The following is a 23505-nucleotide window of genomic DNA, read 5'->3' on the forward strand; positions in this document are numbered from 1 at the left end:
GATGCAGCATCCGGTTTCCCCGCCGATCGGCCTGACCGCGGCGAACTATGCCGACCGCATCGGCTTTGCGCAGCTGACGCGCCGGGCCTTCGAAGGCGTCGATCTGCATCCGTTGCGCGATCAGCTCGTCGCGCGCATCGCGGCGGGGACCGCGCTGGCGGGCGAGGGGCTGGACCTGTCGTTGATCACCCAGCTGCTGGGTGACAAGGATCGGGGGCTTGCGATCCAGTCCGAGGTGCTGGCCTTCCATCAATTGTTCCGAACGCCCAGCGCAGCTCCGAAGTCGGGCCTGCGCCTGCTCGCGCTTGCAGCCGACATCGACATGGGCGGCAACACGCCGATCGATTTCCTGCTCGAAGGCTCCGATGTCGAGCTGTTGACGCTCTATGTGATCAAGGGCATCGGTTTGCCCGAGACCTTGCCGGAGCACGACGTGGCCATCGTGGTCGCGTCCGATTCCGAGGAATGCCGTGAGGCGCTCGCGCTGATCGAAAAGGCCGCGCCGCACTGGCCGCGGCCGCTGCTCAATCGCCCCGATCGCATCGGCAATCTCGATCGAGACAAGCTGTACCGGCTGCTGACCGACGTGCCCGGCCTCGACATTCCCGCGACCATCCACGCAACGCGCGCGCAATTGTCGGACCTCGCGCAGGGGCGGATAGCAAGCGAAGGCATCGCAAGCGAATTGCACTTTCCGATGATCGCGCGGCCGCGCGGCTCGCATGCCGGCGTCGGGCTCGCGAAGCTCGACGATGCGGCGGCTCTGGCGGCCTATCTCGCCGAACGGAAAGAGCAGGACTTCTTCGTCGCACGCTTCGTCGATTATGTGAGCCCCGACGGGCTCTACCGCAAGTATCGCCTCGCCATGGTCGACGGCAAGCCGTACGCGTGCCACATGGCGATCGCCGACCGTTGGGACATCTGGTATCTCAACGCCTACATGGCCTTCAGCGAGGAGAAGCGGGCCGAGGAAGCCGTCTTCATGCGCGACTTCGATCATGCTTTCGGCGAGCGCCACAGAAACGCGATCGAAGAGATGAGCCGGCGCGTCGGCCTCGATTATTTCATCGTCGATTGCGCCGAGAACGCGAACGGCGAGCTTCTTGTGTTCGAGGCCGACAACACCGCCGTCGTGCACAACATGGATTCGCCGGTCGTGTTTCCGTACAAGCCGCCGCAGATGCGCAAGATCTTTTCCGCGTTCACGGCGATGCTGTTGCGGCATGCGAAGACGGGCGCGGAGAGCGCAGCATGAACGAGATCATCCGCAATACGCAAAGCTCCGTCGCGAATACCCCGCTAGATCCGCAGGACTGGAGCGAGTTTCGCGCGCTGGCCCACCGCATGCTGGACGAGACGATCGACGGCATTGCCAACGTTCGGGCGCGCCCCGTCTGGCGGCCGATTCCCGATGACGTGCGCGCGGCCTTCAGGGCGGACGTGCCGCGCGAGGCGAGCGACCTCGCGGAGGTCTATCGCGAATTCTCCGAGCATGTTGCGCCCTATGCGACCGGCAACGTCCATCCCGGCTTCATGGGCTGGGTGCATGGCGGCGGCACCGCCGTCGGCATGCTCGCAGAGATGCTCGCCGCCGGCCTCAACGCCAATCTCGGCGGACGCGACCACATGCCGATCGAGGTGGAGCGCCAGATCGTCGAGTGGATGCGCCGCCTGTTCCTCTTTCCCGAGAGCGCAAGCGGCATCTTCGTCACGGGCACGTCGATGGCCAATCTGATGGCCGTGCTGGTGGCACGCACCACCGCGCTCGGCACGCTGGCGCGGCAGCACGGCATCGGCAATGACGGTGCGCTGCTCACGGCCTATACGTCGCAGGCAGCGCATGGCTGCATATCGAAGGCGATGGACATTGCCGGGTTCGGCACCGATGCGCTGCGCAAGATCGCAGTCGATGCCGATCATCGCATCGACGTTGCCGCATTGCGCGCACAGATCGCCGTCGATCGCGAGGTCGGCTTCAAGCCTTTCCTGGTGGTCGCATCCGCCGGCACGGTCGATATCGGGGCGATCGACGACCTCAGGGCGATCGCTGCGTTGTGCCGCGAGGAAGGAATCTGGTTTCACGTCGACGGCGCTTTCGGTGCGCTCGCAATCCTGTCGCCGGAGCTTGCGCCGCTGCTCGGCGGCATCGAGCTTGCGGATTCAATCGCACTCGACTTCCACAAATGGGGGCAGGTGCCGTATGACGCTGGCTTCCTGCTGGTGCGCGACGGCGAGCAGCATCGGCAGGCCTTCGCGCAGCCGGCGGCCTATCTGAGCCGCGAGGCGAGGGGGCTCGCGGCGGGCGCGGTCTGGCCCTGCGATCTCGGCCCTGATCTGTCGCGCGGCTTTCGTGCGCTGAAGACGTGGTTCACGCTGAAGACGTTCGGCACCGACCGGCTGGGCCGGGCAATCGCACGAAGCTGCGCGCTCGCCAAATATCTGGAGGCGCGTGTGCTGGCCGAACCACGGCTGGAATTGCTGGCACCGGTCAATCTCAACATCGTCTGCTTCCGCTATCGCAGCGGCGATGCGGTCAATCGCGAGATCGTCGCCGACGTCCAGGAGTCCGGCATCGCTGCGCCATCGAGCACGACACTGGACGGAAAGTTCGCGATCCGCGCCGCGATCGTCAATCACCGCACCGAGGAGGCGGACATCGATGCGCTGATCGCAGCCGTGCTGCAGTTCGGTGGACAGCGGAGCGGCGGAGTGATCGAGGTCGACGCGCCACCGCTCGTAGCGCAATAACTTGACGAACGTCTGAAACGACAACGGCCCCGGAGGCGATCCGGGGCCGTTGTCGTTGGCGCGAACGCCTGTATCAGGCGGCGGTGCTGACGTCGTCCTTGTCGGCTGCCGCCTTGGGATGAGTGGCCTCGAACTGGTTGCGCAGCTTCTCTTCATAGGCGATCAGCTTGCGGGCTTCCTTCAGCGCCCGATAGAGGTCGCCGTTCAGGATGTTGTTGTTGATGCCTTCGATGATCGGCCAGGAGCTCGGCACCGCGGTGACGATGTCCCGCACCAGGTTGAAATAGGTGCCGTGCTGGGTCTGCGGATCCGGGGAGATGTACATGAGCTGGACCGCCAGATAGACGAGCTTGGCGGGTGTGTCGGCGGTCTCCGGCGTGAGGATGTCGCGCTCGCGCAGGATCGGCACGTTCTCGCCATCGATCAGGAGGCGGGCCCGCTGGTCCGTGTTGGTGATCACGGAATTGCCGACGATGATGCGTTCGTGCGGTTTGAGCTCGACCTTGAGGGCCATTCCTGTTCTCCATCAACGCTTTCGTAACCGAGCGTTCGTTGCGGCCTATCAGGACGTGATTCTCGCTCGCAACTAGTTAACGAGCTGTAAATTTGAGCCATCCCCGCCAAAAAGCTCAATGCTTTCAAGGACAGGATTGGCGCGGTGGTGCTGCTAGGCGCGTCGCTTCCGAGGCCGAATCACGTGTGACCGGGCAAAAGCGCGGGTTTCATTTCATGTTTCGTTAGAGGTCTCGGCGGCACGGTCCGCCGTCGCTGGGTCCATCGCGATCCAAGCAGACGTGTAACAGTAGCGTCGTTTACCAGAAAGGTAACAGAGTCATGTCAGGCATCGTCCTCTCCGCATCGGTTCGTCAGAACCTGCTCTCCCTCCAGTCCACCGCTGATCTTCTCGCCACCACGCAGAACCGTCTGTCGACCGGCAAGAGCGTCAACTCGGCCCTGGACAATCCCACCAACTTCTTCACGGCCCAGTCGCTCGACAACCGCGCCAGCGACATCAACAACCTGCTCGACGGCATCGCCAACGGCGTGCAGGTGCTGCAGGCTGCCAACACCGGCATCACCTCGCTGCAGAAGCTGATCGACTCTGCGAAGTCGATCGCCAACCAGGCGCTGCAGACCACGGTCGGCTATTCCACCAAGTCCAACGTCTCCGCCACCATCTCCGGTGCGACGGCGGCCGACCTGCGTGGCACGACCTCCTACGCCAGCGCGACGGCGAACAGCAACGTCGTGTATAGCGGTGCGGCCGGCGGCACCACCGCGGCGACCGGCACGACCACGCTCGGCGCCACCATCGGCGTCTTCGCCAGCACGGGCGCAACGGCCGGCGACGGCACCACGGCGCTGACCGGCACGATGACCCTGATCGCCACCAACGGCACGACCGCGACCGGCCTCGCCGGCAACGCCCAGCCTGCCGACGGCGACACGCTGACCGTGAACGGCAAGACCATCACCTTCCGCAGCGGCTCGGCTCCGGGTGCGACCGGCGTTCCGACCGGCTCGGGCGTCAGCGGCAATATCGTCACCGACGGCAATGGCAACAGCACCGTCTATCTCGGCACCGCCGGCACGCCGGCAGCGACCGTCAACGACCTGTTGAGCGCGATCGATCTGGCAAGCGGCGTCAAGACGGTCTCGATCACCTCGGGTGCGGCGACGATCGCCACCAGCAACGGCCAGACCGCTTCGACCGTCGCTGCGGGCGCCGTCACGCTGAGGAGCTCGACAGGTGCGGATCTGAGCGTCACCGGCAAGGCCGATCTGCTCAAGGCTCTCGCCCTGACCACGTCGGTGGGCGGCGGCAACGCCACCGTCAACGTCAACCGCACCACCAGCGCGGCTTCGCTGGGTGCGACGATCACCGACGGCTCGACGCTGAACGTCAACGGTAAAGTCATCACCTTCAAGAATGCGCCGATCCCGGGCTCGACCGGTGCGCCGAGCATTCCGACCGGTTATGGTGCGAGCGGTAACGTCCTCACCGACGGCGCCGGCAACTCGACGGTCTATCTGCAGGGCGGTACCCTCAACGACGTCTTGAAGGCGATCGACCTCGCCACCGGCGTGCAGACCGCGACGATCGGCGCCAACGGCACCGCGACGCTCGCGACGGCCTCCGGCCAGACCAACTCGTCGATCAACGCCTCGGGCCAGCTGAAGCTGTCCACTGGCGTCAATGCCGACCTGTCGATCACCGGCACGGGCAATGCGCTGAACGCGCTCGGCCTTGCCGGCAACACCGGAACGGCGACCGCCTTCACCGCGGCGCGCACCTCCGGCATCGGCGGCATCAGCGGCAAGACCTTGACCTTCACCTCCTTCAACGGCGGCACGGCGGTCAACGTCACCTTCGGCGACGGCACCAACGGCACGGTCAAGACGCTCGATCAGCTCAACACCAAGCTGCAGGCCAACAACCTGTCGGCGACGATCGACGCCAACGGCCTGCTGACGATCTCGACCACCAACGACTACGCGTCCTCGACCATCGGTTCGAGCGCCGCGGGTGGTGCGATCGGCGGCACGCTGACCTCGTCGCTGACGTTCTCGACGGCTTCCAGCCCCGTCCAGGACGTCGTCGCGCAGACCTCGCGTGCCAACCTGGTGTCTCAGTTCAACAACATCCTGAACCAGATCGACACGACCGCGCAGGACTCCTCGTTCAACGGCGTCAACCTCTTGAACGGCGACCAGCTCAAGCTGGTGTTCGACGAGACCGGCAAGTCGAACCTCAGCATCACCGGCGTGACCTACAACTCCAAGGGTCTGGGCCTCGCCTCGCTGACCAGCGGTGTCGACTTCATCGACAACGCTGCCACCAACAAGGTGCTGACCAACCTCAACGCCGCCTCGAGCACGCTGCGCTCGCAGGCCTCGAGCCTCGGCTCGAACCTCTCGGTGGTGCAGGTCCGTCAGGACTTCAACAAGAGCCTGATCAACGTGCTGCAGACCGGCTCGTCCAACCTGACCCTGGCCGACACCAATGTTGAGGCGGCCAACAGCCAGGCGCTGTCGACCCGCCAGTCGATCGCGGTCTCCGCGCTGTCGCTGGCCAACCAGTCGCAGCAGAGCGTGCTGCAGCTGCTCCGCTAAGTCGCGGACGATATCGCAAGCAAGATCCGGCGGCGGGGCTTCGGCCCCGCCGCTTTCTTTTTGGGCCGGCGTGCGAGTGCTGCCCGGCAAGGTCGCAGCGGTGCATTCGATGCAGCCAATTGCTCACTCTCAGTTATGGTTGACAAGTCGCAAATGCCTCATCGGTGCACGGAAAAGCACCGTCCTATCATGACGATATGGGTGAGAACGCTGAGGCTCCGGATGCGCACATGGTGAATCGGTGGAGGGCCTGGCGCGACTCGCTTCATGCTTTGTTAGCCCACAACGTTCACCGTCCCGGCCATCGATTAATCCTAATCGAAGTTTTGTTGCGTTGCGTACCAGAAGGGTAACACTCAATGTCCGGTATCGTTCTCTCCGCGTCGGTTCGCCAGAACCTGCTCTCCCTCCAGTCCACCGCCGATCTTCTCGCCACCACCCAGAGCCGTCTGTCGACCGGCAAGAGCGTCAACTCGGCCCTGGACAATCCCACCAACTTCTTCACGGCCCAGTCGCTCGACAACCGCGCCAGCGACATCAACAACCTGCTCGACGGCATCGCCAACGGCGTGCAGGTGCTGCAGGCTGCCAACACCGGCATCACCTCGCTGCAGAAGCTGATCGACTCTGCGAAGTCGATCGCCAACCAGGCGCTGCAGACCACCGTCGGTTACTCCACCAAGTCCAACGTCTCGACCACGATCTCCGGTGCGACGGCGGCCGACCTGCGTGGCACGACCTCCTACGCCAGCGCGACGGCGAACAGCAACGTCGTGTATAGCGGCGCGGCCGGCGGCACCACCGCGGCGACCGGCACCACGACGCTCGGCGCCACCATCGGCGTCTTCGCCAGCACGGGCGCAACGGCCGGTGACGGCACCACGGCGCTGACCGGCACCATGACCCTGATCGCCACCAACGGCACGACCGCGACCGGCCTCGCCGGCAACGCCCAGCCTGCCGACGGCGACACGCTGACCGTGAACGGCAAGACCATCACCTTCCGCAGCGGCTCGGCTCCGGGTGCGACCGGCGTTCCGACCGGCTCGGGCGTCAGCGGCAACATCGTCACCGACGGCAACGGCAACAGCACCGTTTATCTCGGCACCGCCGGCACGCCGGCAGCGAACGTCAACGACCTGTTGAGCGCGATCGATCTGGCAAGCGGCGTCAAGACGGTCTCGATCAGCTCGGGTGCGGCGACGATCGCCACGAGCAACGGCCAGACCGCTTCGACCGTCGCTGCGGGCGCTGTCACGCTGAGGAGCTCGACAGGTGCGGATCTGAGCGTCACCGGCAAGGCCGACCTGCTCAAGGCTCTCGCCCTGACCACGTCGGTGGGCGGCGGCAACGCCACCGTCAACGTCAACCGGACCACCAGCGCGGCCTCGCTGGGTGCGACGATCACCGACGGGTCGACGTTGAACGTCAACGGTAAAGTCATCACCTTCAAGAATGCGCCGATCCCGGGCTCGACCGGTGCGCCGAGCATTCCGACCGGCTATGGTGCGAACGGTAACGTCCTCACCGACGGCGCCGGCAACTCGACCGTCTATCTGCAGGGCGGCACGCTCAACGACGTCTTGAAGGCGATCGACCTTGCCACCGGCGTGCAGACCGCGACCATCAGCGCCGCCGGCGCTGCCACGCTTGCGACGGCCTCCGGCCAGACCAACTCGTCGATCAACGCCTCGGGCCAGCTGAAGCTGTCCACTGGCGTCAATGCCGACCTGTCGATCACCGGCACGGGCAATGCGCTGAACGCGCTCGGCCTTGCCGGCAACACCGGAACGGCGACCGCCTTCACCGCGGCGCGCACCTCCGGCATCGGCGGCATCAGCGGCAAGACCTTGACCTTCACCTCCTTCAACAGCGGCACGGCGGTCAACGTCACCTTCGGCGACGGCACCAACGGCACGGTCAAGACGCTCGATCAGCTCAACACCAAGCTGCAGGCCAACAACCTGTCGGCGACGATCGACGCCAACGGCCTGCTGACGATCTCGACCACCAACGACTACGCGTCCTCGACCATCGGTTCGAGCGCCGCGGGTGGTGCGATCGGCGGCACGCTGACCTCGTCGCTGACGTTCTCGACGGCTTCCAGCCCCGTCGCGGATACGGTTGCCCAGACCTCGCGTGCCAATCTGGTGTCTCAGTTCAACAACATCCTGAACCAGATCGACTCGACCGCACAGGACTCCTCGTTCAACGGCGTCAACCTCTTGAACGGCGACCAGCTCAAGCTGGTGTTCGACGAGACTGCAAAGTCGAGCCTCAGCATCACCGGCGTGACCTACAACTCCAAGGGTCTGGGCCTCGCCTCGCTGACCAGCGGTGTCGACTTCATCGATAACGCTGCCACCAACAAGGTGCTGACCAACCTCAACGCCGCCTCGAGCACGCTGCGCTCGCAGGCCTCGAGCCTCGGCTCGAACCTGACGATCGTGCAGGTTCGTCAGGACTTCAACAAGAACCTGATCAACGTGCTGCAGACCGGCTCGTCCAACCTGACGCTGGCCGACACCAACGTCGAGGCGGCCAACAGCCAGGCGCTGTCGACCCGTCAGTCGATCGCGGTCTCCGCGCTGTCGCTGGCCAACCAGTCGCAGCAGAGCGTGCTGCAGCTGCTCCGCTAAGTCGCGGACGACATCGCAAGCAAGATCCGGCGGCGGGGCTTCGGCCCCGCCGCTTTCTTTTTGCGCAGGGCTCGGAGATTTCGAGAGGGCAGCCGGCGCTGGAAAAGTAACCAGCGGTTATGGTTAATGGAGCGTAAGCACCAGGAATTGCCAATGATTTCAGATGGATTGCAGGCCGTGCCCGCACGTTCGCCCCGCTTATGGTGAACCGGCGCTTATGCGGGCTTCGTGCGTTTCACCCTTTGTTAGCCATGTCACGGCACGCTGGCGCCGTCACTCGATCCGGAAGCGATCGAACGAAGACGCGTAAGCCAGAAGGGTAAGAGTCATGTCCGGTATTGTTCTCTCTGCGTCGGTTCGTCAGAACCTCCTGTCTCTCCAGTCCACCGCCGATCTTCTCGCCACCACACAGAACCGTCTGTCGACCGGCAAGAGCGTCAACTCGGCCCTGGACAATCCCACCAACTTCTTCACGGCCCAGTCGCTCGACAACCGCGCCAGCGACATCAACAATCTGCTCGACGGCATCGCCAACGGCGTGCAGGTGCTGCAGGCTGCCAACACCGGCCTGACCTCGCTGCAGAAGCTGATCGACAGCGCCAAGTCGATCGCCAACCAGGCGCTGCAGACCACCGTCGGCTACTCCACCAAGTCGAACGTTTCGACCACGATCGCCGGTGCGACGGCGGCGGACCTGCGCGGCACGACTTCGTTCGCCAGCGCGACGGCGAGCAGCAACGTGCTGTATAACGGCACCGCCGGCGGCACCACGGCGGCGAACGGCACCAGCACGCTCGGCGCCACCATCGGCGTCTTCGCCAGCACGGGCGCAACGGCCGGCGACGGCACCACGGCGCTGACCGGCACCATGACCCTGATCGCCACCAACGGCACGACCGCGACCGGCCTCGCCGGCAACGCCCAGCCTGCCGACGGCGACACGCTGACCGTGAACGGCAAGACCATCACCTTCCGCAGCGGCTCGGCTCCGGGCGCGTCCTCCGTTTCGGCCGGCTCGGGCGTCAGCGGCAACATCGTCACCGACGGCAACGGCAACAGCACCGTCTATCTCGGCACCGCCGGCACTCCGGCCGCGACCGTCAACGACCTGTTGAGCGCGATCGATCTCGCCAGCGGCGTCAAGACGGTCTCGATCACCTCGGGTGCGGCGACGATCGCCACGAGCAACGGCCAGACCGCTTCGACCGTCGCTGCGGGCGCCGTCACGCTGAGGAGCTCGACAGGCGCGGATCTGAGCGTCACCGGCAAGGCCGACCTGCTCAAGGCTCTCGCCCTGACGACGTCGACAGGTGCAGGCAACGCCACTGTCAACGTCAACCGGACCACGAGCGCGGCTTCGCTGGGTGCGACGATCACCGACGGTTCGACGCTGAACGTCAACGGTCACGTCATCACCTTCAAGAACGCGCCGGTTCCGGGCTCGACCGGTGCTCCCAGCGTTCCGAGCGGCTTCGGTGTCAACGGCAACGTCGTCACCGACGGCAACGGCAACTCGACCGTCTATCTGCAGGCCGGTACGGTCAACGACGTGCTGAAGGCGATCGACCTCGCCACCGGCGTGCAGACCGCGACCATCAGCGCCGCCGGCGTTGCCACGCTTGCGACGGCCACCGGCCAGTCCAACTCGACGATCAATACGTCCGGTCAGCTCAAGATCTCGACCGGCGTCAACGCTGATCTGTCGATCACCGGCACCGGCAATGCGCTGAACGTGTTCGGCCTCGCCGGCAACACCGGTAATGCGACCGCGTTCACCGCGGCACGCACCTCCGGTATCGGCGGCATCGCCGGCAAGACCCTGACCTTCACCTCCTTCAACGGCGGCACGGCGGTCAACGTCACCTTCGGCGACGGCACCAACGGCACGGTCAAGACGCTCGATCAACTCAACACCAAGCTGCAGGCCAACAACCTGTCCGCAACGATCGACGCCAACGGCCTGCTGACCATCACCGCCTCCAACGACTATGCGTCCTCGACGCTCGGCTCGACGGCTGCCGGCGGTGCGATCGGCGGCACGCTCACCTCGGCCCTGACCTTCTCGACCGCTTCCACGCCTGTCCAGGATGGCGTTGCCCAGACGGCGCGTGCCAATCTGGTGACTCAGTTCAACAATATCCTCAACCAGATCGACACCACCGCGCAGGACTCCTCGTTCAACGGCGTCAACCTCTTGAACGGCGACCAGCTCAAGCTGGTGTTCGACGAGACCGCCAAGTCGAGCCTGAACATCACGGGCGTGACCTACAATTCCAAGGGTCTCGGCCTCGCCTCGCTGACGGTCGGCGTCGACTTCATCGACAACGCCGCCGCCAACCGGGTGCTGACCAACCTCAACGCCGCATCGAGCACGCTGCGCTCGCAGGCCTCGAGCCTCGGCTCGAACCTCTCGGTGGTGCAGATCCGTCAGGACTTCAACAAGAACCTGATCAACGTGCTGCAGACCGGCTCGTCCAACCTGACCCTGGCCGACACCAACGTCGAGGCGGCCAACAGCCAGGCACTGTCGACCCGGCAGTCGATCGCGGTCTCCGCGCTGTCGCTGGCCAACACGTCGCAGCAGAGCGTGCTGCAGCTGCTCCGCTAACAAGCGGCTGAAATCACTGACTAAAATCGAGCGGCGGGGCCTTGGCCCCGCCGCTTTTTCTTTGCGTCCGGGGGCGGGCAGGGGCGTTCATCGGCGGTTAACCCTATCCCTTAAACCGCCGTTAACCATACTTTAAAGGACACCTCCTAAAACTGGACAAAAGGCCGGCTTTCCAGTCCGCGCGGCCGATTCGTATCCGGTTCAAGAGGAAGACTCGCCAATGTCCAACATCGTTCTCTCGGCGTCAGTTCGCCAGAACCTGTTGTCGCTGCAGTCGACGGCCGACTTGCTGGCCACGACGCAGGAGCGGCTGTCGACCGGCAAGAAGGTCAACACGGCGCTCGACAATCCCACCAACTTCTTCACGGCGCAGGGGCTGGACAACCGGGCGAGCGACATCAGCAACCTGCTCGACGGCATCAATAACGGCGTCCAGGTGTTGCAGGCCGCCAACACAGGCATCACCTCGCTGCAGAAACTGATCGACAGCGCCAAGTCGATCGCCAACCAGGCGCTGCAGACCACGGTCGGCTATTCCACCAAGTCGAACGTCTCCACCACGATTCCCGGCGCGACGCCCGCCGACCTGCGCGGCACGACCTCGTATGCCAGTGCGACCGCGAAGAGCAACGTGCTCTATACCGGCGCGGCCGGCGGTGTGACCCCGGTCACGGGAACCGCCGCACTCGGCGCCTCGCTCGGTTCGAGCGCCGGCACCTTCACAGGTACGGCCGCGCTCGCGGCTGACGGCACCACCGCGCTGTCCGGCACGGCGACGCTGGTCGGCACCACGGCATCGACCACCTTCGGCACGCCGCCCGCGGACGGCGACACCATCACGGTGAACGGCAAGACCATCACGTTCCGCACCGGCGCTGCTCCGAGCGCCCAGCCGACCGGCTGGGGCCTCGACGCCAGCGGGCACATCGCCACCGATGGCAACGGCAATTCAATCATTTATCAGGGAACGGCGGCGGCGCCCCTTGCGACCGTCAACGACGTCCTCACCGCCATCGACCTCGCCAGCGGCGTCAAGACCGCAACCATCAGCGCAGGCGCGGCCACATTCGCGGTCAGCGGCTCGGCCGGCCCTGTCGGCACGCTCCAGGTGGCATCCTCCATATCGGGCGGCGGCGCGGTGACGCTGAAGAGTTCGACCGGCGCCGATCTGAGCGTGACGGGCAAGGCCGACTTCCTCAAAGCACTCGGCCTGACGTCCGCGACCGGCGCGGGCAACGCGAACGTGACCGCGAACCGCTCGACGACCGCGGGTTCGCTCGGCACCCTGGTCCAGGACGGCTCGACGCTGAACATCGGCGGCAAGACCATCACCTTCAAGAACGCGCAGACGCCGCAATCGACAGCGAGCGTGGCCACCGGCTATGGCGTCAGCGGCAACGTCGTCACAGACGGCAACGGTAACTCGACGGTCTACATCCAGAGCGCGACGCTGACCGATCTGCTTAACGCGGTCGACCTCGCCACCGGCGTCAAGACCGCCAGCATCTTCAACGGCGCGGCAACCATCTCGACCACCGCGGGCCAGATCCCGTCGTCGGTCAACAGCAGCGGTCAGCTTGCGCTCTCGACCGGCATCAATGCCGACCTGTCGATCACCGGCACCGGCAATGCGCTCAGCGCCTTCGGCCTCAGCGGCAACACGGGAACGGCGACGGCCTTCACCGCGGCGCGCACTTCGGGCGTCGGCGGCATCAGCGGCAAGACCCTGACCTTCACCTCCTTCAACGGCGGCACGCCTGTCAACGTCACCTTCGGCGACGGCACCAACGGCACCGTCAAGACGCTTGACCAACTCAACGCGCAGCTTCAGGCCAATCACCTGACGGCCACGATCGATGCCAACGGCGTGCTCACGGTGACCACCGTCAATGAATACGCCTCTTCGACGCTCGGCTCGACGATCGCGGGCGGCGCGGTCGGCGGCACGATCACCGGCGTTCTCGCCTTCACCACCGCGCAGCCGCCGGTCCAGGATCCCGTGGCGCAGACCGCGCGCTCCAACCTGGTCAACCAGTTCAACAACATTCTGGCCCAGATCGACACGACCTCGCAGGACTCCTCCTTCAACGGCGTCAACCTGCTCAATGGCGACACGCTGAAGCTGGTCTTCAACGAGACCGGCAGCTCCACGCTGAGCATCAACGGCGTGGTGTTCAATGCGGCGGGCCTCGGTCTCAGCAATCTCGTCAACGGCGTCGATTTCATCGACAACGGTGCCACCAACAGGGTGCTGGCCAGCCTGAACGCGGCCTCGAGCACGTTGCGTTCGCAAGGCTCCACGCTCGGTTCGAACCTGTCGATCGTGCAGGTGCGTCAGGACTTCTCCAAGAACCTGATCAACGTGCTGCAGACCGGCTCAGCCAACCTGACGCTTGCCGACACCAATGAGGAAGCGGCGAACAGCCAGGCGCTGTCGACGCGCCAGTCGATCGCGGTCTCCGCGCTGTCGCTGGCCAACCAGTCGCAACAGAGCGTGCTGCAGCTGCTCCGCTAATTCCGCAGCGCAACTTCGCTATTCGAGATTACGCGGCGGAGCTGATGCTCCGCCGTTCTTTTGAGGAAGATCGCTAAGTCGAGATTAGCCGAGATCGACGCGGATCACGCCAGGCGAGTTTACATCGTGCGTGCGTAGATCTAGCGTTGCGCTGACGAAGGACTCCGTGCCCCGTAATTCTGCGGAGTACTTCCAAGCACGATACGTAAGCAAATCTTAAGCGGTGCTGCCTAGGGTTGGGAAAGAAATCCTTAAGCGCGTACAACGCGCTAGGTAACCTCCAGGGTGTGATTGATGTCGAATTCCGCTGCCTCGGCTTATGCGCGTGTTGCAACCACCACCGCATCTCCTCGCGACATCGAGGCGCAGACTTTGCTCAAGGCCGCCAACAAGCTCCAGGACGCGGTGAACAACGCCGATCCGCTCAGCGAGCAGACCATGCAGGCCCTGATGTTCAACCGCAAGCTCTGGACCATCTTCCTGAGCGAGGCGATGCGCGACAGCAATCCGCAGCCGATCGACGTCCGGCAGAAGATCGCCAACATCAGCGTGTTCGTGTTGAGCCAGACCGCCGCGCTGCAGATGAGCCCGCAGTTCGATCACTTCCGTCCGCTGATCGAGATCAACCGCAATATCGCGGCAGGGCTGTCCGGACGGCCGTGACGGAATTCGTGATGGTCGCATCACGAGCACATCGGCGAAACTCGCAATTTAGGCAGGAGCTGATCGCGGCCAGTGGTCTTGCCTCGGCACGCGAACTCCGCGCTGACCGATGACGGCCAGACGCAGAGCAGAAACATCGGCATCGATCGCGTGATCGTTAGGCGCTGAGATCCGTGCTGAGCGGACGCGAGGGCTCGGACTTCATGTCCAGTGCGTGGAAATAGGCACGCCGGCGGAGCATCGCCTCGTCAGGGAACTGGTTCACCACCGTGTCGGTCTTGTCGTTGACGACCTGAAAGACGAAGGACGCGGCCGCCTGGTCGAACACGACCTGGCGCGAGATGTTCTCGTGGTTCGGCAAATCATTGCGCACCGGCGCGCTCGTATCGCTCGCGGCGACCGTTTGCCTCACCGGAAGATCAGTTTGCACAGCATCGTTCGCCGCCGAATTCGACGTCGGTACGATCTGCACGGGGGCCGGGATCCCCACCGGCCTGATGCTGAAATCTGTACTCATGGCAGCCTCCTGGTTGCCTTACGTGAGTCAAATCCCAACCCCTCTAATCACGCAAGCATGGAACACCAGGACTGAACACCCGGTAAGGAAACGTGCCTAACCGCGCGACGCCATCGCCGCGCGGTTTTTCTTAAAATTGTCGGTTGTTCTCGTGCTGCTCAGAGCGAGCGGCTGACCGCAAGCGGCGTGATATGGCGCGGACCTGGCGCTGCGCTGCGCCCGGCGGCCGTATAGGTGTTCGGCACGTTGCGCTTCTGGATCTCGGCGTTGACGCCGCGCACGACGCTTTCGGAAACCGCGTGCGCGGTCGCGAGCACGGTGAGATTGACCTGGAGCATCGCGCGGAACGCATCGTGATGGCGATGCAGCGTCGAGAGCAGCTCCGGCGCGGACTTCGCGAGCTGGTCCTGGTTTGCCTTCAGCTGGCCGACTGCGCTGACGTAGCTGCGCGACAATTCCTGCTTCTTGCCCTCGAGCGTCATCGCCTCGCGGACCTTGCCGGCGCGGACGAGCTCTGTCTCGCGCTCGATCAATCCGAGCAGGGCGCTCATCGCGTCCATTAGGCCTTCGGCGAGCTTGCGCGCCTCGCTGCTGACGGGCGCGCTGCCCGGGCGCTGGGCCTGCATCGGCTGACGTGAGGCGTTGAAATGGTTCATCTCGTTTGACCTTATGCCGTGCGGATCGTTTTCGCCTGCTGCAGGATGAGGGTACGGTAGACGTCGCTGGCGATGCCGACGCCGCCGGCCTGGGCGAAGTTCTTGGAATATTGCTCGGTCAGCATCGAGCGCCATACGCCGGTGCCGGGCGTGTCGCCGAACGGGCCTTCGCCTTTCAGGCCCGAGGTCATCTGCGCGAACATGCTGTTGAGGAACATTGCCTCGAAGTCGGTGGCGGTCTTCTGGGCCTTGGCCTGTTGCTGCGGCGAGACCTTTTGCAGCGCGGCGGCGAGCTCGAAGTCCGGCCGGCCGTTCCGGCTCTCGACCGAGAAGGCCGAACTGGTGGCGAGGCGCGGGGTGTTGATCGCGCTGGTCTGCATCACATCACCTCGATGTCGGCTTCGATGGCGCCGGCGGCCTTGATCGCCTGGAGGATGCTGATCATGTCGCGGGGGCCGATGCCGAGGCCGTTGAGGCCGTCGACGAGCTGCTGGAGCGAGACGCCGTCCTTGACGAGCGCCAGCTTCTTGCCGTCCTCGGTGACGGTGACGCTGCTGCGCGGCGCGACCACGGTGCGGCCGCGTGACAGCGGATTGGGCTGGCTCACTTGCGGGCTCTCGGAGATGGTGACCGTGAGGTTGCCCTGCGCCACCGCGACGGTGGCGACGCGGACGTCGCGGCCCATCACGATGATGCCGCTGCGTTCGTCGATGACGATCTTGGCGGCGAGATCAGGGTCGACCTGGAGCTGCTCGATCTCGGTGAGGAAAGCGACGACGTTGCCCTTGAACTCGGGCGGGATCGACAGCTGCACCGTCGAGGGATCGATCGGCTCGGCGGTCTTGACGCCGAGATAGTCGTTGATTGCGGCCGCGATGCGCTTGGCCGTCGTGAAGTCGGGGTTGCGCAGCGCCAGGCGGACGTTCGGCAGCCGGTTGAGCGCGAACTCGATCTCGCGCTCGATGATGGCGCCGTTGGCGATGCGTCCCACCGTTGGCACGCCGCGCACGATCTTGGCCGCCTCGCCCTCGGCCTGGAAGCCGGAGATCGCGAGCGAGCCCTGCGCCACCGCATAGACGTTGCCGTCGGCGCCGAGCAGGGGGGTGACCAGCAGGGTGCCGCCCTGGAGGTTCTTGGCGTCGCCGAGCGCGGACACCGTGACGTCCATGCGCGTGCCCTGAGTGGCGAAGGCCGGCAGGTTGCCCGTGACCATGACGGCGGCGACGTTGCCGGTGCGGATGGTGGCGCCGCGGATGTTGACGCCCATGCGCTCGAGCATCGCCTGCAGCGACTGCTTGGTGAAGGGGATGTTGTTGAGCGTGTCGCCGGTGCCGTTGAGGCCGACGACGAGGCCATAACCGATGAGCTGGTTCTGCCGCACGCCCTCGATATTGGCGAGGTCCTTGATGCGCGAGGTCGCCGCCGCCGAGGTGACCGACAGCGCCAGCGCCGACAGCGCGGCGCAGGCCAACCCAACAATCCTCACCCAACGAACGCCTGGCATCTCTGCTCCCCAAGGCCCCTAGAAAAGGCTCCTCAAATCGGACAGGACTTGCACGACACTCCCATGACGAGCTGGTCCGGCGCTTTCCTTGCGAGCGCTGTGCCAACGCCTGATGGCGAGGTAGGTGGCTGAATAGCTTGAATAAATCTGTTGCGACCGCTGTCAGCACTGGTTCGCCCTGAGGAGCGAAACTGCCGGCTGTCGGCAGATTTTGCCGGGCCGTTTACGCCCCGTTAACCATAAGACAGCGAAGGTGAGGCATCGATCACCCGGATTCTTTCCGATGCGCATCTACGGACCGAACGGTACGACGCTTGGCACGCCGGCCAGCCAGGCCAAGCGGACGGGCTCCGGCAGCTTCGTGCTGCCCGACACCTCATCGGCGCAGGAGACGCGGAGCGCTGCCGCACCGAAGGCGGCCGCCAACATCGATGCGCTGCTAGCGTTGCAGGGTGTCGAGGAGGATCCGGTCGAGCGCCGCAAGCGCTCGGTCGCCCGCGGCAGGACTGCGCTCGACGTGCTCGACGATCTCAAGATGGGCCTGTTGTCCGGCAATCTCGACGCCTCGACCGTGATGCGGCTGCGTGATGCGGCGGCCCACCTGAAATCGTCCTCAGGCGATGCCGGTCTCGATGCGGTGCTCTCCGAGATCGAGCTGCGGGTCGAGGTCGAACTGGCGAAGGCCGGGCAGGCGTAGTCACGGAGGCTCTTACGCCGCTTCCTCCTTCAACTGCGCATCATAGCGGCGCTGGGCGGCGAGCACGTCTTTCAGATTTTGCTCGGCCCAATCGCGTAAGGGATCCACAGCCGCCGCCAGTGTCAGGCCGAGCTGGGTGATCGAATACTCCACCGTCACTGGCACGGTCGCGATGGCGCGGCGCCTGATCAGGCCGTCGCGTTCGAGCGACTTGAGCACCTGGCTCAGCATCTTCTGCGAGATGCCTTCAATCGTGCGGCGCAATTGATTGAAGCGCATCGGCTCCTCGCGCAGGAGCAAGAGGATCAGCACCGCCCATTTGTCGCCGACGCGATCGAGGATTTGGCGGGTGGGGCAGTTCGCTGCGTAGACGTCGGGTTTCATCGTCGGTTCTCGGAAATCCATACCGTTGCTTGGCATCTGCGTGCCGGTTGTACGCGATCAGTTACCTCAGCGTAATCAGGTAAGCACAAAGTGCTCTCTTAACACCAGCATTCTTTGCGATATCTAGTCTCTGTCAGTTACTATAGAAGCAAAGGAGCCTTCCATGAAAATCGCAGTCGCCGGTGCCTCGGGCCGGGCGGGGTCGGAGATCACCAGGGAACTGTCCCTGCGCGGCCACACGGTCACGGCCATCGCCCGGAACCCGGAAAAGATTGCGGCCCTGCCGAACGTCACGCCAACCAAGGGGGATGTGCTCGACCAGGCCGGCCTCGCCAAGCTGTGGGCCGGTCACGACGTCGCCGTGAGTTCCGTGCACTTCCTGGCCAGTGATCCGCTCAAGCTGATCGGTGCGGCGAAGGACTCCAAGGTCGGTCGCTACCTCGTGGTGGGCGGCGCCGGGAGCCTCGAGGTTGCCCCGGGCGTGAAGCTGGTCACGACTCCCAATTTTCCGGCCCAATACAAGGCCGAAGCGGAGGCGGGCTCGGCCTTCCTGGACCTGCTGCGGCAGGAAAAGGACCTGAACTGGACCTTCATCTCGCCCTCGGCGCTGTTCGAGGAGGGGGAGCGCACCGGCAAGTTCCGGCTCGGGACCGACCAGCTTCTCGCAGATGCGAACGGCAAGAGCTGGATCACCTTCGCCGACTACGCCATTGCGCTCGCCGACGAGATCGAAAAGCCGGCCCACCTGAAGCAGCGCTTCACGGTCGGCTATTAATGGCGGCCAGCTGCCTCCAAGCCCTCAAGGATAAACCTTCCTGTGCAAGGGCTTGGGGGCGCGGATCGGGCGGTGAGGGAAATATTGTCTGTCACGGGAGGCCACTATATAAGGCCCGGCTCAACGGACCCCGGTCCGTCCGCGAGTCGTTGCTTAAGAAGATAGGCCTCCCTTGGAAAAGTTGAAAAACTACCGACCGACCGACAAAGAGCCTTTCATGAACGACCGGCAGAAGGAGTACTTCCGTTTGAAGCTCCTCGCCTGGAAGGATGAGATCCTCAAAGAATCCAAGCTCACCCTGCAGGCTCTGCAGGAGGAGAACGTGAACCACCCCGATCTCGCCGATCGGGCCTCGTCCGAAACCGACCGTGCCATCGAACTCCGCGCCCGCGACCGCCAGCGCAAATTGATCGCCAAGATCGATGCCGCGCTCCAGCGTATCGAGGACAACACCTACGGCTATTGCGAGGAAACCGGCGAGCCGATCTCGTTGAAGCGGCTCGAGGCCCGGCCCATCGCGACGCTCTCGGTGGAAGCGCAGGAGCGCCACGAGAAACGCGAGAAGGTCTATCGCGACGAATAAGGTCCGAGCCGCAGAGATGCGGCTCTTTGTTTTTGGACGCAGGCGCCATTTCGCGCCATGCTCCGCATATTGCCCACAGCTTGCCGTCGCGCCCACCATGGCGACAGCGCGATCGCGAAAAGTGAATCGCGATCAACGGGCTAGACCGGATTGCTCCGAGCTCACGTGAGTTCGGATGAGAAACAGCCTTCACTTCAGGTGCGGGAGATTTTGCGAGTCGCATCAACGAGATCAACTCTGAAGTTGAGACGCTGATCCAGCTGCATCAAGCATCGCTGCAATCAGGCCTGCTGCGACGTCCCAAGCCGGGTATCCCCATTAAGCCTGGGCCAGCTCAATATTTCCTTAAACGCCGGCAGCAGGCCGTACGCCGATCGAGCGCCGCAAAGGCGCCAACACGAAGCGCGCCGTTCTTCAGCGCTAACAGAGTCTCCAGCTTGCGGGGAACGTGGGTCATGAGCACTGTTCTGGTCACCGGCGGGTCGGGCTTCGTCGGCATCCATGTCGTCCTGCAACTTCTGGCCGCCGGCCATGCCGTGCGGACGACGGTGCGCCGGCCAGAGCGCCAGGCCGATGTGCCCGCCATGCTGCGCGAGGGCGAGGCGGCGACGCCCGAGAGCGTGGCCTTCGTCACCGCCGATCTGACCCGGGACGACGGCTGGGCGGCGGCGGTCGCGGGCTGCGACTACGTTCTCCATGTGGCGTCCCCGCTCTCGACCACCGTCCCCACGGACGAGAACGAGATGATCATCCCCGCCCGCGACGGAACGATCCGGGTGCTCCGGGCCGCGCGCGCGGCCGGTGTCAAGAGAGTCGTCATCACCTCGTCGCTGGGCGCGATCGGCTATGGCCATCCGCCGCGCGACAAGCCGTTCGATGAGACCGAATGGACCAATCTCGCCGGTGTCGACGGCCAACCCTACGTCAAGTCCAAGACGCTGGCCGAGCGGGCGGCTTGGGATTTCGTCGCGCGCGAGGGCGATGGGCTGGAGCTGTCGGTGATCAACCCCGCCGGCATTCTCGGGCCCGTGCTGGGGCCGGACTTTTCCGGCTCGATCGAGATCGTCAGATCGCTGCTCGACGGCGCCATGCCGGCCGTGCCGCGGGTCTATTTCGGCGTGGTCGACGTCCGCGACGTCGCCGAGCTGCACCTGCGGGCGATGACTGCGCCGGAGGCGAAAGGCGAGCGCTTCATCGCGGTCTCCGGCGAGACGATGTCGATCCTCGACATCGCCCGCGTGCTGCGGCGGGAACTCGGGCCGCGGGCGCGCCGGGTTCCGTGGCTCCAGGCGCCGGACTGGCTGGTGCGGCTGGCCGCGCGCCGGATTCCGCTGCTGCGTGCGGTCGTGCCGATGCTCGGAAAAGTCAGGCATTCCACCAGCGCCAAGGCCAAGTCGCTGCTCGGCTGGCAGGCCCGCTCCAACGAGGAGGCGATCCTTGCGACCGCCGAGAGCCTGATCCGGCTCGGCCTCGTCAAGGGGTGAGGGCATGCCGCCCGCGCTTGTCAGGCCGGAGCGGGGATGCTGAAGTGCCACCCTTCGACTGCGTAGCGTGGGAGGCGGCGCCGATGGACAAGATTCTCGAAGCCGCAAAGGCGATCGCGCTGGCTCGCCGCAACCACGCCCCACTTGCGGCGCTGGAGCGGCCTCCTGCGGACGAAGCCGAGGGCTATCAGGTCCAGCGCACTCTGCACGATCTGCTGCTGCCGCATGTCGGCCCGCTCGTCGGCTACAAGATCGGCTGCACCAGCCAGGTGATGCAGGACTATATCGGCATCCCGCATCCTTGCGGCGGCGGCGTGTTCCAGAAGGGCGTCCATGACAGCGGCGCCAAGCTCACCGCCTCCAATTATGTCCGGGTCGGCGTCGAATGCGAGATCGCGGTGCGGCTGAAGCGGGATCTTGCCGCCGGCGAAGCGCCGTTCACGGCCGAATGGGTCGGCGAGGCGGTCGAGTCCTATCATCCCGCCATCGAGATCGTCGACGACCGCTACGTGAAATGGGAGACGATGGGCGCGCCGACCTTGATCGCCGACGATTTCTTCGCCGCCGGCTGCGTGCTGGGTCCCTCGGTCCCGCGCTCGTTGGTGCCGGACCTCAAGGCGGTCAAAGGCCGCGCCATCGTCAACGGCGAGGAGGTCAGCCACGGCACCGGCGCCGACGTGCTCGGCCATCCCCACAACGCGCTCGCCTGGCTCGCCAACCATCTCGCCGCCGAAGGCAAGGGGCTGCACGCCGGGCAGCTCGTGCTCACCGGCAGCCTGGTGAAGACGCTGTGGCTGAAGGCCGGCGACAAGGTGCGGATGGAGCTGGACGGGCTCGGCGTGGTGGAGGCGGAGTTTACGTGAGCGGCATTGGTCCTCTCCGCAGTCATTCTCCGCGAAGGCGGGGAATCCAGTACGCCGCGCAGAATCGATTTAACCACTGACGTCTCGGAATACTGGATCGTCCGCCTTCGCGGACGATGACGGGGCACACGCTTCTGCCTTCATTTTTCCGTCGTTGCGAGGAGCCCTCGCGACGAAGCAATCCAGTCTGTCTCCGTTGAGGGATTCTGGATTGCTTCCGCCTTCGCCAAGGCTTCGGCGGACAAGTCGCTGCGCTCGCAATGACGGAGTGTGTTGTCGCGGCGTTGCAATAATGTCGCGGACCTGCCTCGCGGTACGCAGTTTCTGACACATCCCGACAAAGGCATCTTGCGCCCGCCGGCAATCGGGTCTATGAGCCCCGTCCCATTCAACCTGCGCGTTCAAAAATGAGGAGACCAGCCGTGAGTACTTTGTGGCGATCGACACATTCCGTGCCGACGCTCTCAGTGCGTCCGGCTGACAGTCATCCAATCATGTTGAACGACAATGGCACAGTCATTGATTCAGCGCCGGCGGGAGGCCGAGCGCACGCGGGTTGAAGCCTACGAGCTGTCGCTGCGGCACGTGTCGCAGCGGACGCGTCCTCCACCGGATTTCGAGAACGCAATCAAAGAGGCCAGGCGTGGCTTCGAGGCGGACATCCTTCGCGATGCTTCGGCATGGAAGCCGCAGCTGAAAACTCGCGACGCCGCGCGTCTTCGTCTTGGCGCCGCCCGCTATCTCTTTGCGCGCTATCCTGTCGCTGAGCATCTGGAGCAGATCTGGATCGACAGCGCGGGACTGAGCCGCGACGAGATCATGTTGCGCAAGCGATGGTATGTCGTGGCGGCCGGCGGCGGTTCGCTCTACGCCGCCGGTGCGGCCGAATGGCTGTCTCGCAAGGAGGTCCATGCCTTCCTCAATCCGTTGGGGAAGGTCGGCTTCGAGGCTGCGATCTGGCAGGCGATTGCGCGTTCCTATGCGACCGATCCCGCTGTTGCGATGCGGATCGCGCGCACCAGGATCACGCAGACGCAGCGCGCTCAGCATCGCTTCTGGCGCGAGGTGGTGCGCTTCTTCTGCGCGCAACCCACCACGGTCGAGGACATGGATGACTTCCATGACTACCTCGCCGATTGCCACCGGCGTGATCCAGAGTACACCCTCAAGGGGCGTTCACTGATCTCGCTTGGGCGGCAGATGCGCGAATGGCATCGCGATCTCGATGCCATTGCTCGTATCGAGGCCGCACGCCGTCGCGCCGAGGCGGCGCGAAACCGTGCGCGGGGGCTGGCAGCAGGCCCCGAGCAGAGCGAGGACCGTTGGCTCGGTGCAGCGATCGCGGACTGGTCATGGACAAAGTCGTCCAAGGACCGGGCCAAGCGCGAAGAATATGTTGTGATCCAGTTGAGGACGGCAGCCGATCTCGTGGCTGAGACGCGCAGCATGCGTCACTGCGTCGCCACTTACGCGACAAAGTGCATTGCCGGGCATGCCTCGATCTGGTCGCTCCGTCGCCGTGCCTCGGGTGACGTCCAGCGGCTGCTGACCATCGAGCTTGATACCCGTTCCAGGGCGGTTCAGGTTCGTGGGTTTGCGAACCGTCCGCCGTTTGCCGAGGAGTGCAAGATCCTCCAGCGATGGGCGCAAGCACGCGGGATCATGCTGCTGTGAGAGAAGCCTGCGCCGCTTCGGCGGCGCAGGCAAAATACATGCGGCCCTCGCCAGGGGAGCTAGCGAGGGCCGCGTAGTACA

At 64.8% G+C, this 23505-nt stretch carries 19 protein-coding genes; 13 read left to right on the top strand and 6 right to left on the bottom strand.

The features are described from left to right. The first annotated feature begins 1 nt into the window (after window position 1). Window positions 2–1255, top strand: a complete 1254-nt coding sequence (locus tag I6F31_RS12670; RefSeq protein WP_225185478.1) for a hypothetical protein — start codon at window positions 2–4, stop codon at window positions 1253–1255. Then, on the top strand, window positions 1252–2748 hold the full coding sequence (locus I6F31_RS12675; protein WP_225185479.1) for an aspartate aminotransferase family protein: 1497 nt from the start codon (window positions 1252–1254) through the stop codon (window positions 2746–2748). The genes I6F31_RS12670 and I6F31_RS12675 overlap by 4 nt, the downstream gene beginning before the upstream one ends. 73 nt (window positions 2749–2821) lie before the next feature. On the opposite strand, the gene flbT is transcribed toward I6F31_RS12675, so the two are convergent. Next, complete coding sequence (gene flbT, locus I6F31_RS12680; RefSeq protein ID WP_036015664.1) at window positions 2822–3262, bottom strand: flagellar biosynthesis repressor FlbT; 441 nt, start codon at window positions 3260–3262, stop codon at window positions 2822–2824. Between the two features lie 320 nt (window positions 3263–3582). Between flbT and I6F31_RS12685 the strand changes: the two genes are divergently transcribed. The 5 genes from I6F31_RS12685 to flaF all read left to right on the top strand — a co-directional run bounded on the left by I6F31_RS12685 (window position 3583) and on the right by flaF (window position 14287). Further along, window positions 3583–5862, top strand: a complete 2280-nt coding sequence (locus tag I6F31_RS12685) for a DUF1522 domain-containing protein (protein WP_128264464.1) — start codon at window positions 3583–3585, stop codon at window positions 5860–5862. Between the two features lie 359 nt (window positions 5863–6221). Then, window positions 6222–8501, top strand: coding sequence for a DUF1522 domain-containing protein (locus I6F31_RS12690; protein WP_225185480.1), 2280 nt, complete (start codon window positions 6222–6224; stop codon window positions 8499–8501). Between the two features lie 328 nt (window positions 8502–8829). Continuing rightward, on the top strand, window positions 8830–11109 hold the full coding sequence (locus I6F31_RS12695; protein WP_225185481.1) for a DUF1522 domain-containing protein: 2280 nt from the start codon (window positions 8830–8832) through the stop codon (window positions 11107–11109). A 220-nt stretch (window positions 11110–11329) separates the two neighbouring features. Continuing rightward, entirely contained in the window at window positions 11330–13624 is a 2295-nt protein-coding gene (locus tag I6F31_RS12700; protein WP_225185482.1) for a DUF1522 domain-containing protein, read from the top strand. Between the two features lie 294 nt (window positions 13625–13918). Beyond that, window positions 13919–14287 carry a flagellar biosynthesis regulator FlaF gene (gene flaF, locus I6F31_RS12705; RefSeq protein WP_018642830.1) on the top strand — a complete coding sequence of 123 codons (369 nt, stop codon included), beginning with the start codon at window positions 13919–13921 and terminating at the stop codon, window positions 14285–14287. Between the two features lie 157 nt (window positions 14288–14444). On the opposite strand, the gene I6F31_RS12710 is transcribed toward flaF, so the two are convergent. The 4 genes from I6F31_RS12710 to I6F31_RS12725 all read right to left on the bottom strand — a co-directional run bounded on the left by I6F31_RS12710 (window position 14445) and on the right by I6F31_RS12725 (window position 16964). Then, window positions 14445–14804, bottom strand: coding sequence for a hypothetical protein (locus I6F31_RS12710; RefSeq protein ID WP_036013119.1), 360 nt, complete (start codon window positions 14802–14804; stop codon window positions 14445–14447). A 158-nt stretch (window positions 14805–14962) separates the two neighbouring features. Further along, a complete protein-coding gene (locus I6F31_RS12715; protein ID WP_036013118.1) occupies window positions 14963–15460 on the bottom strand; it encodes a hypothetical protein in 498 nt (165 codons plus the stop codon). A gap of 11 nt (window positions 15461–15471) precedes the next feature. Continuing rightward, on the bottom strand, window positions 15472–15840 hold the full coding sequence (gene flgJ, locus I6F31_RS12720; protein WP_036013115.1) for a flagellar assembly peptidoglycan hydrolase FlgJ: 369 nt from the start codon (window positions 15838–15840) through the stop codon (window positions 15472–15474). Then, entirely contained in the window at window positions 15840–16964 is a 1125-nt protein-coding gene (locus tag I6F31_RS12725) for a flagellar basal body P-ring protein FlgI (RefSeq protein ID WP_036027924.1), read from the bottom strand. The genes flgJ and I6F31_RS12725 overlap by 1 nt, the downstream gene beginning before the upstream one ends. Before the next feature lie 283 nt (window positions 16965–17247). Between I6F31_RS12725 and I6F31_RS12730 the strand changes: the two genes are divergently transcribed. Beyond that, window positions 17248–17661, top strand: coding sequence for a flagellar assembly protein FliX (locus I6F31_RS12730; protein WP_036027923.1), 414 nt, complete (start codon window positions 17248–17250; stop codon window positions 17659–17661). Between the two features lie 12 nt (window positions 17662–17673). Here the strand turns inward: I6F31_RS12730 and I6F31_RS12735 are convergent, their stop codons facing one another. Then, window positions 17674–18045, bottom strand: coding sequence for a helix-turn-helix domain-containing protein (locus I6F31_RS12735; RefSeq protein ID WP_025037390.1), 372 nt, complete (start codon window positions 18043–18045; stop codon window positions 17674–17676). A 163-nt stretch (window positions 18046–18208) separates the two neighbouring features. Here I6F31_RS12735 and I6F31_RS12740 point away from each other — a divergent pair, with 163 nt between their 5' ends. From I6F31_RS12740 to I6F31_RS12760, 5 genes are all read left to right on the top strand, one after another. Further along, the gene (locus tag I6F31_RS12740) at window positions 18209–18820 is read left to right on the top strand and encodes an NAD(P)-dependent oxidoreductase (protein WP_225185483.1); all 612 of its coding nucleotides are present in this window, start codon (window positions 18209–18211) and stop codon (window positions 18818–18820) included. Between the two features lie 217 nt (window positions 18821–19037). After that, window positions 19038–19403, top strand: a complete 366-nt coding sequence (gene dksA / locus I6F31_RS12745) for an RNA polymerase-binding protein DksA (RefSeq protein ID WP_085966600.1) — start codon at window positions 19038–19040, stop codon at window positions 19401–19403. 455 nt (window positions 19404–19858) lie between these two features. Further along, entirely contained in the window at window positions 19859–20887 is a 1029-nt protein-coding gene (locus I6F31_RS12750) for an aldehyde reductase (RefSeq protein WP_225185484.1), read from the top strand. An 83-nt stretch (window positions 20888–20970) separates the two neighbouring features. Next, window positions 20971–21750 carry a fumarylacetoacetate hydrolase family protein gene (locus tag I6F31_RS12755; RefSeq protein WP_225185485.1) on the top strand — a complete coding sequence of 260 codons (780 nt, stop codon included), beginning with the start codon at window positions 20971–20973 and terminating at the stop codon, window positions 21748–21750. Between the two features lie 507 nt (window positions 21751–22257). After that, window positions 22258–23424 carry a PcfJ domain-containing protein gene (locus I6F31_RS12760; RefSeq protein WP_225185486.1) on the top strand — a complete coding sequence of 389 codons (1167 nt, stop codon included), beginning with the start codon at window positions 22258–22260 and terminating at the stop codon, window positions 23422–23424. The last annotated feature ends 81 nt before the right edge of the window (window positions 23425–23505 follow it).

The sequence above is a fragment of the Bradyrhizobium sp. NBAIM01 genome, assembly GCF_020194115.1.
In the GTDB taxonomy this organism is placed as follows: domain Bacteria; phylum Pseudomonadota; class Alphaproteobacteria; order Rhizobiales; family Xanthobacteraceae; genus Bradyrhizobium; species Bradyrhizobium yuanmingense.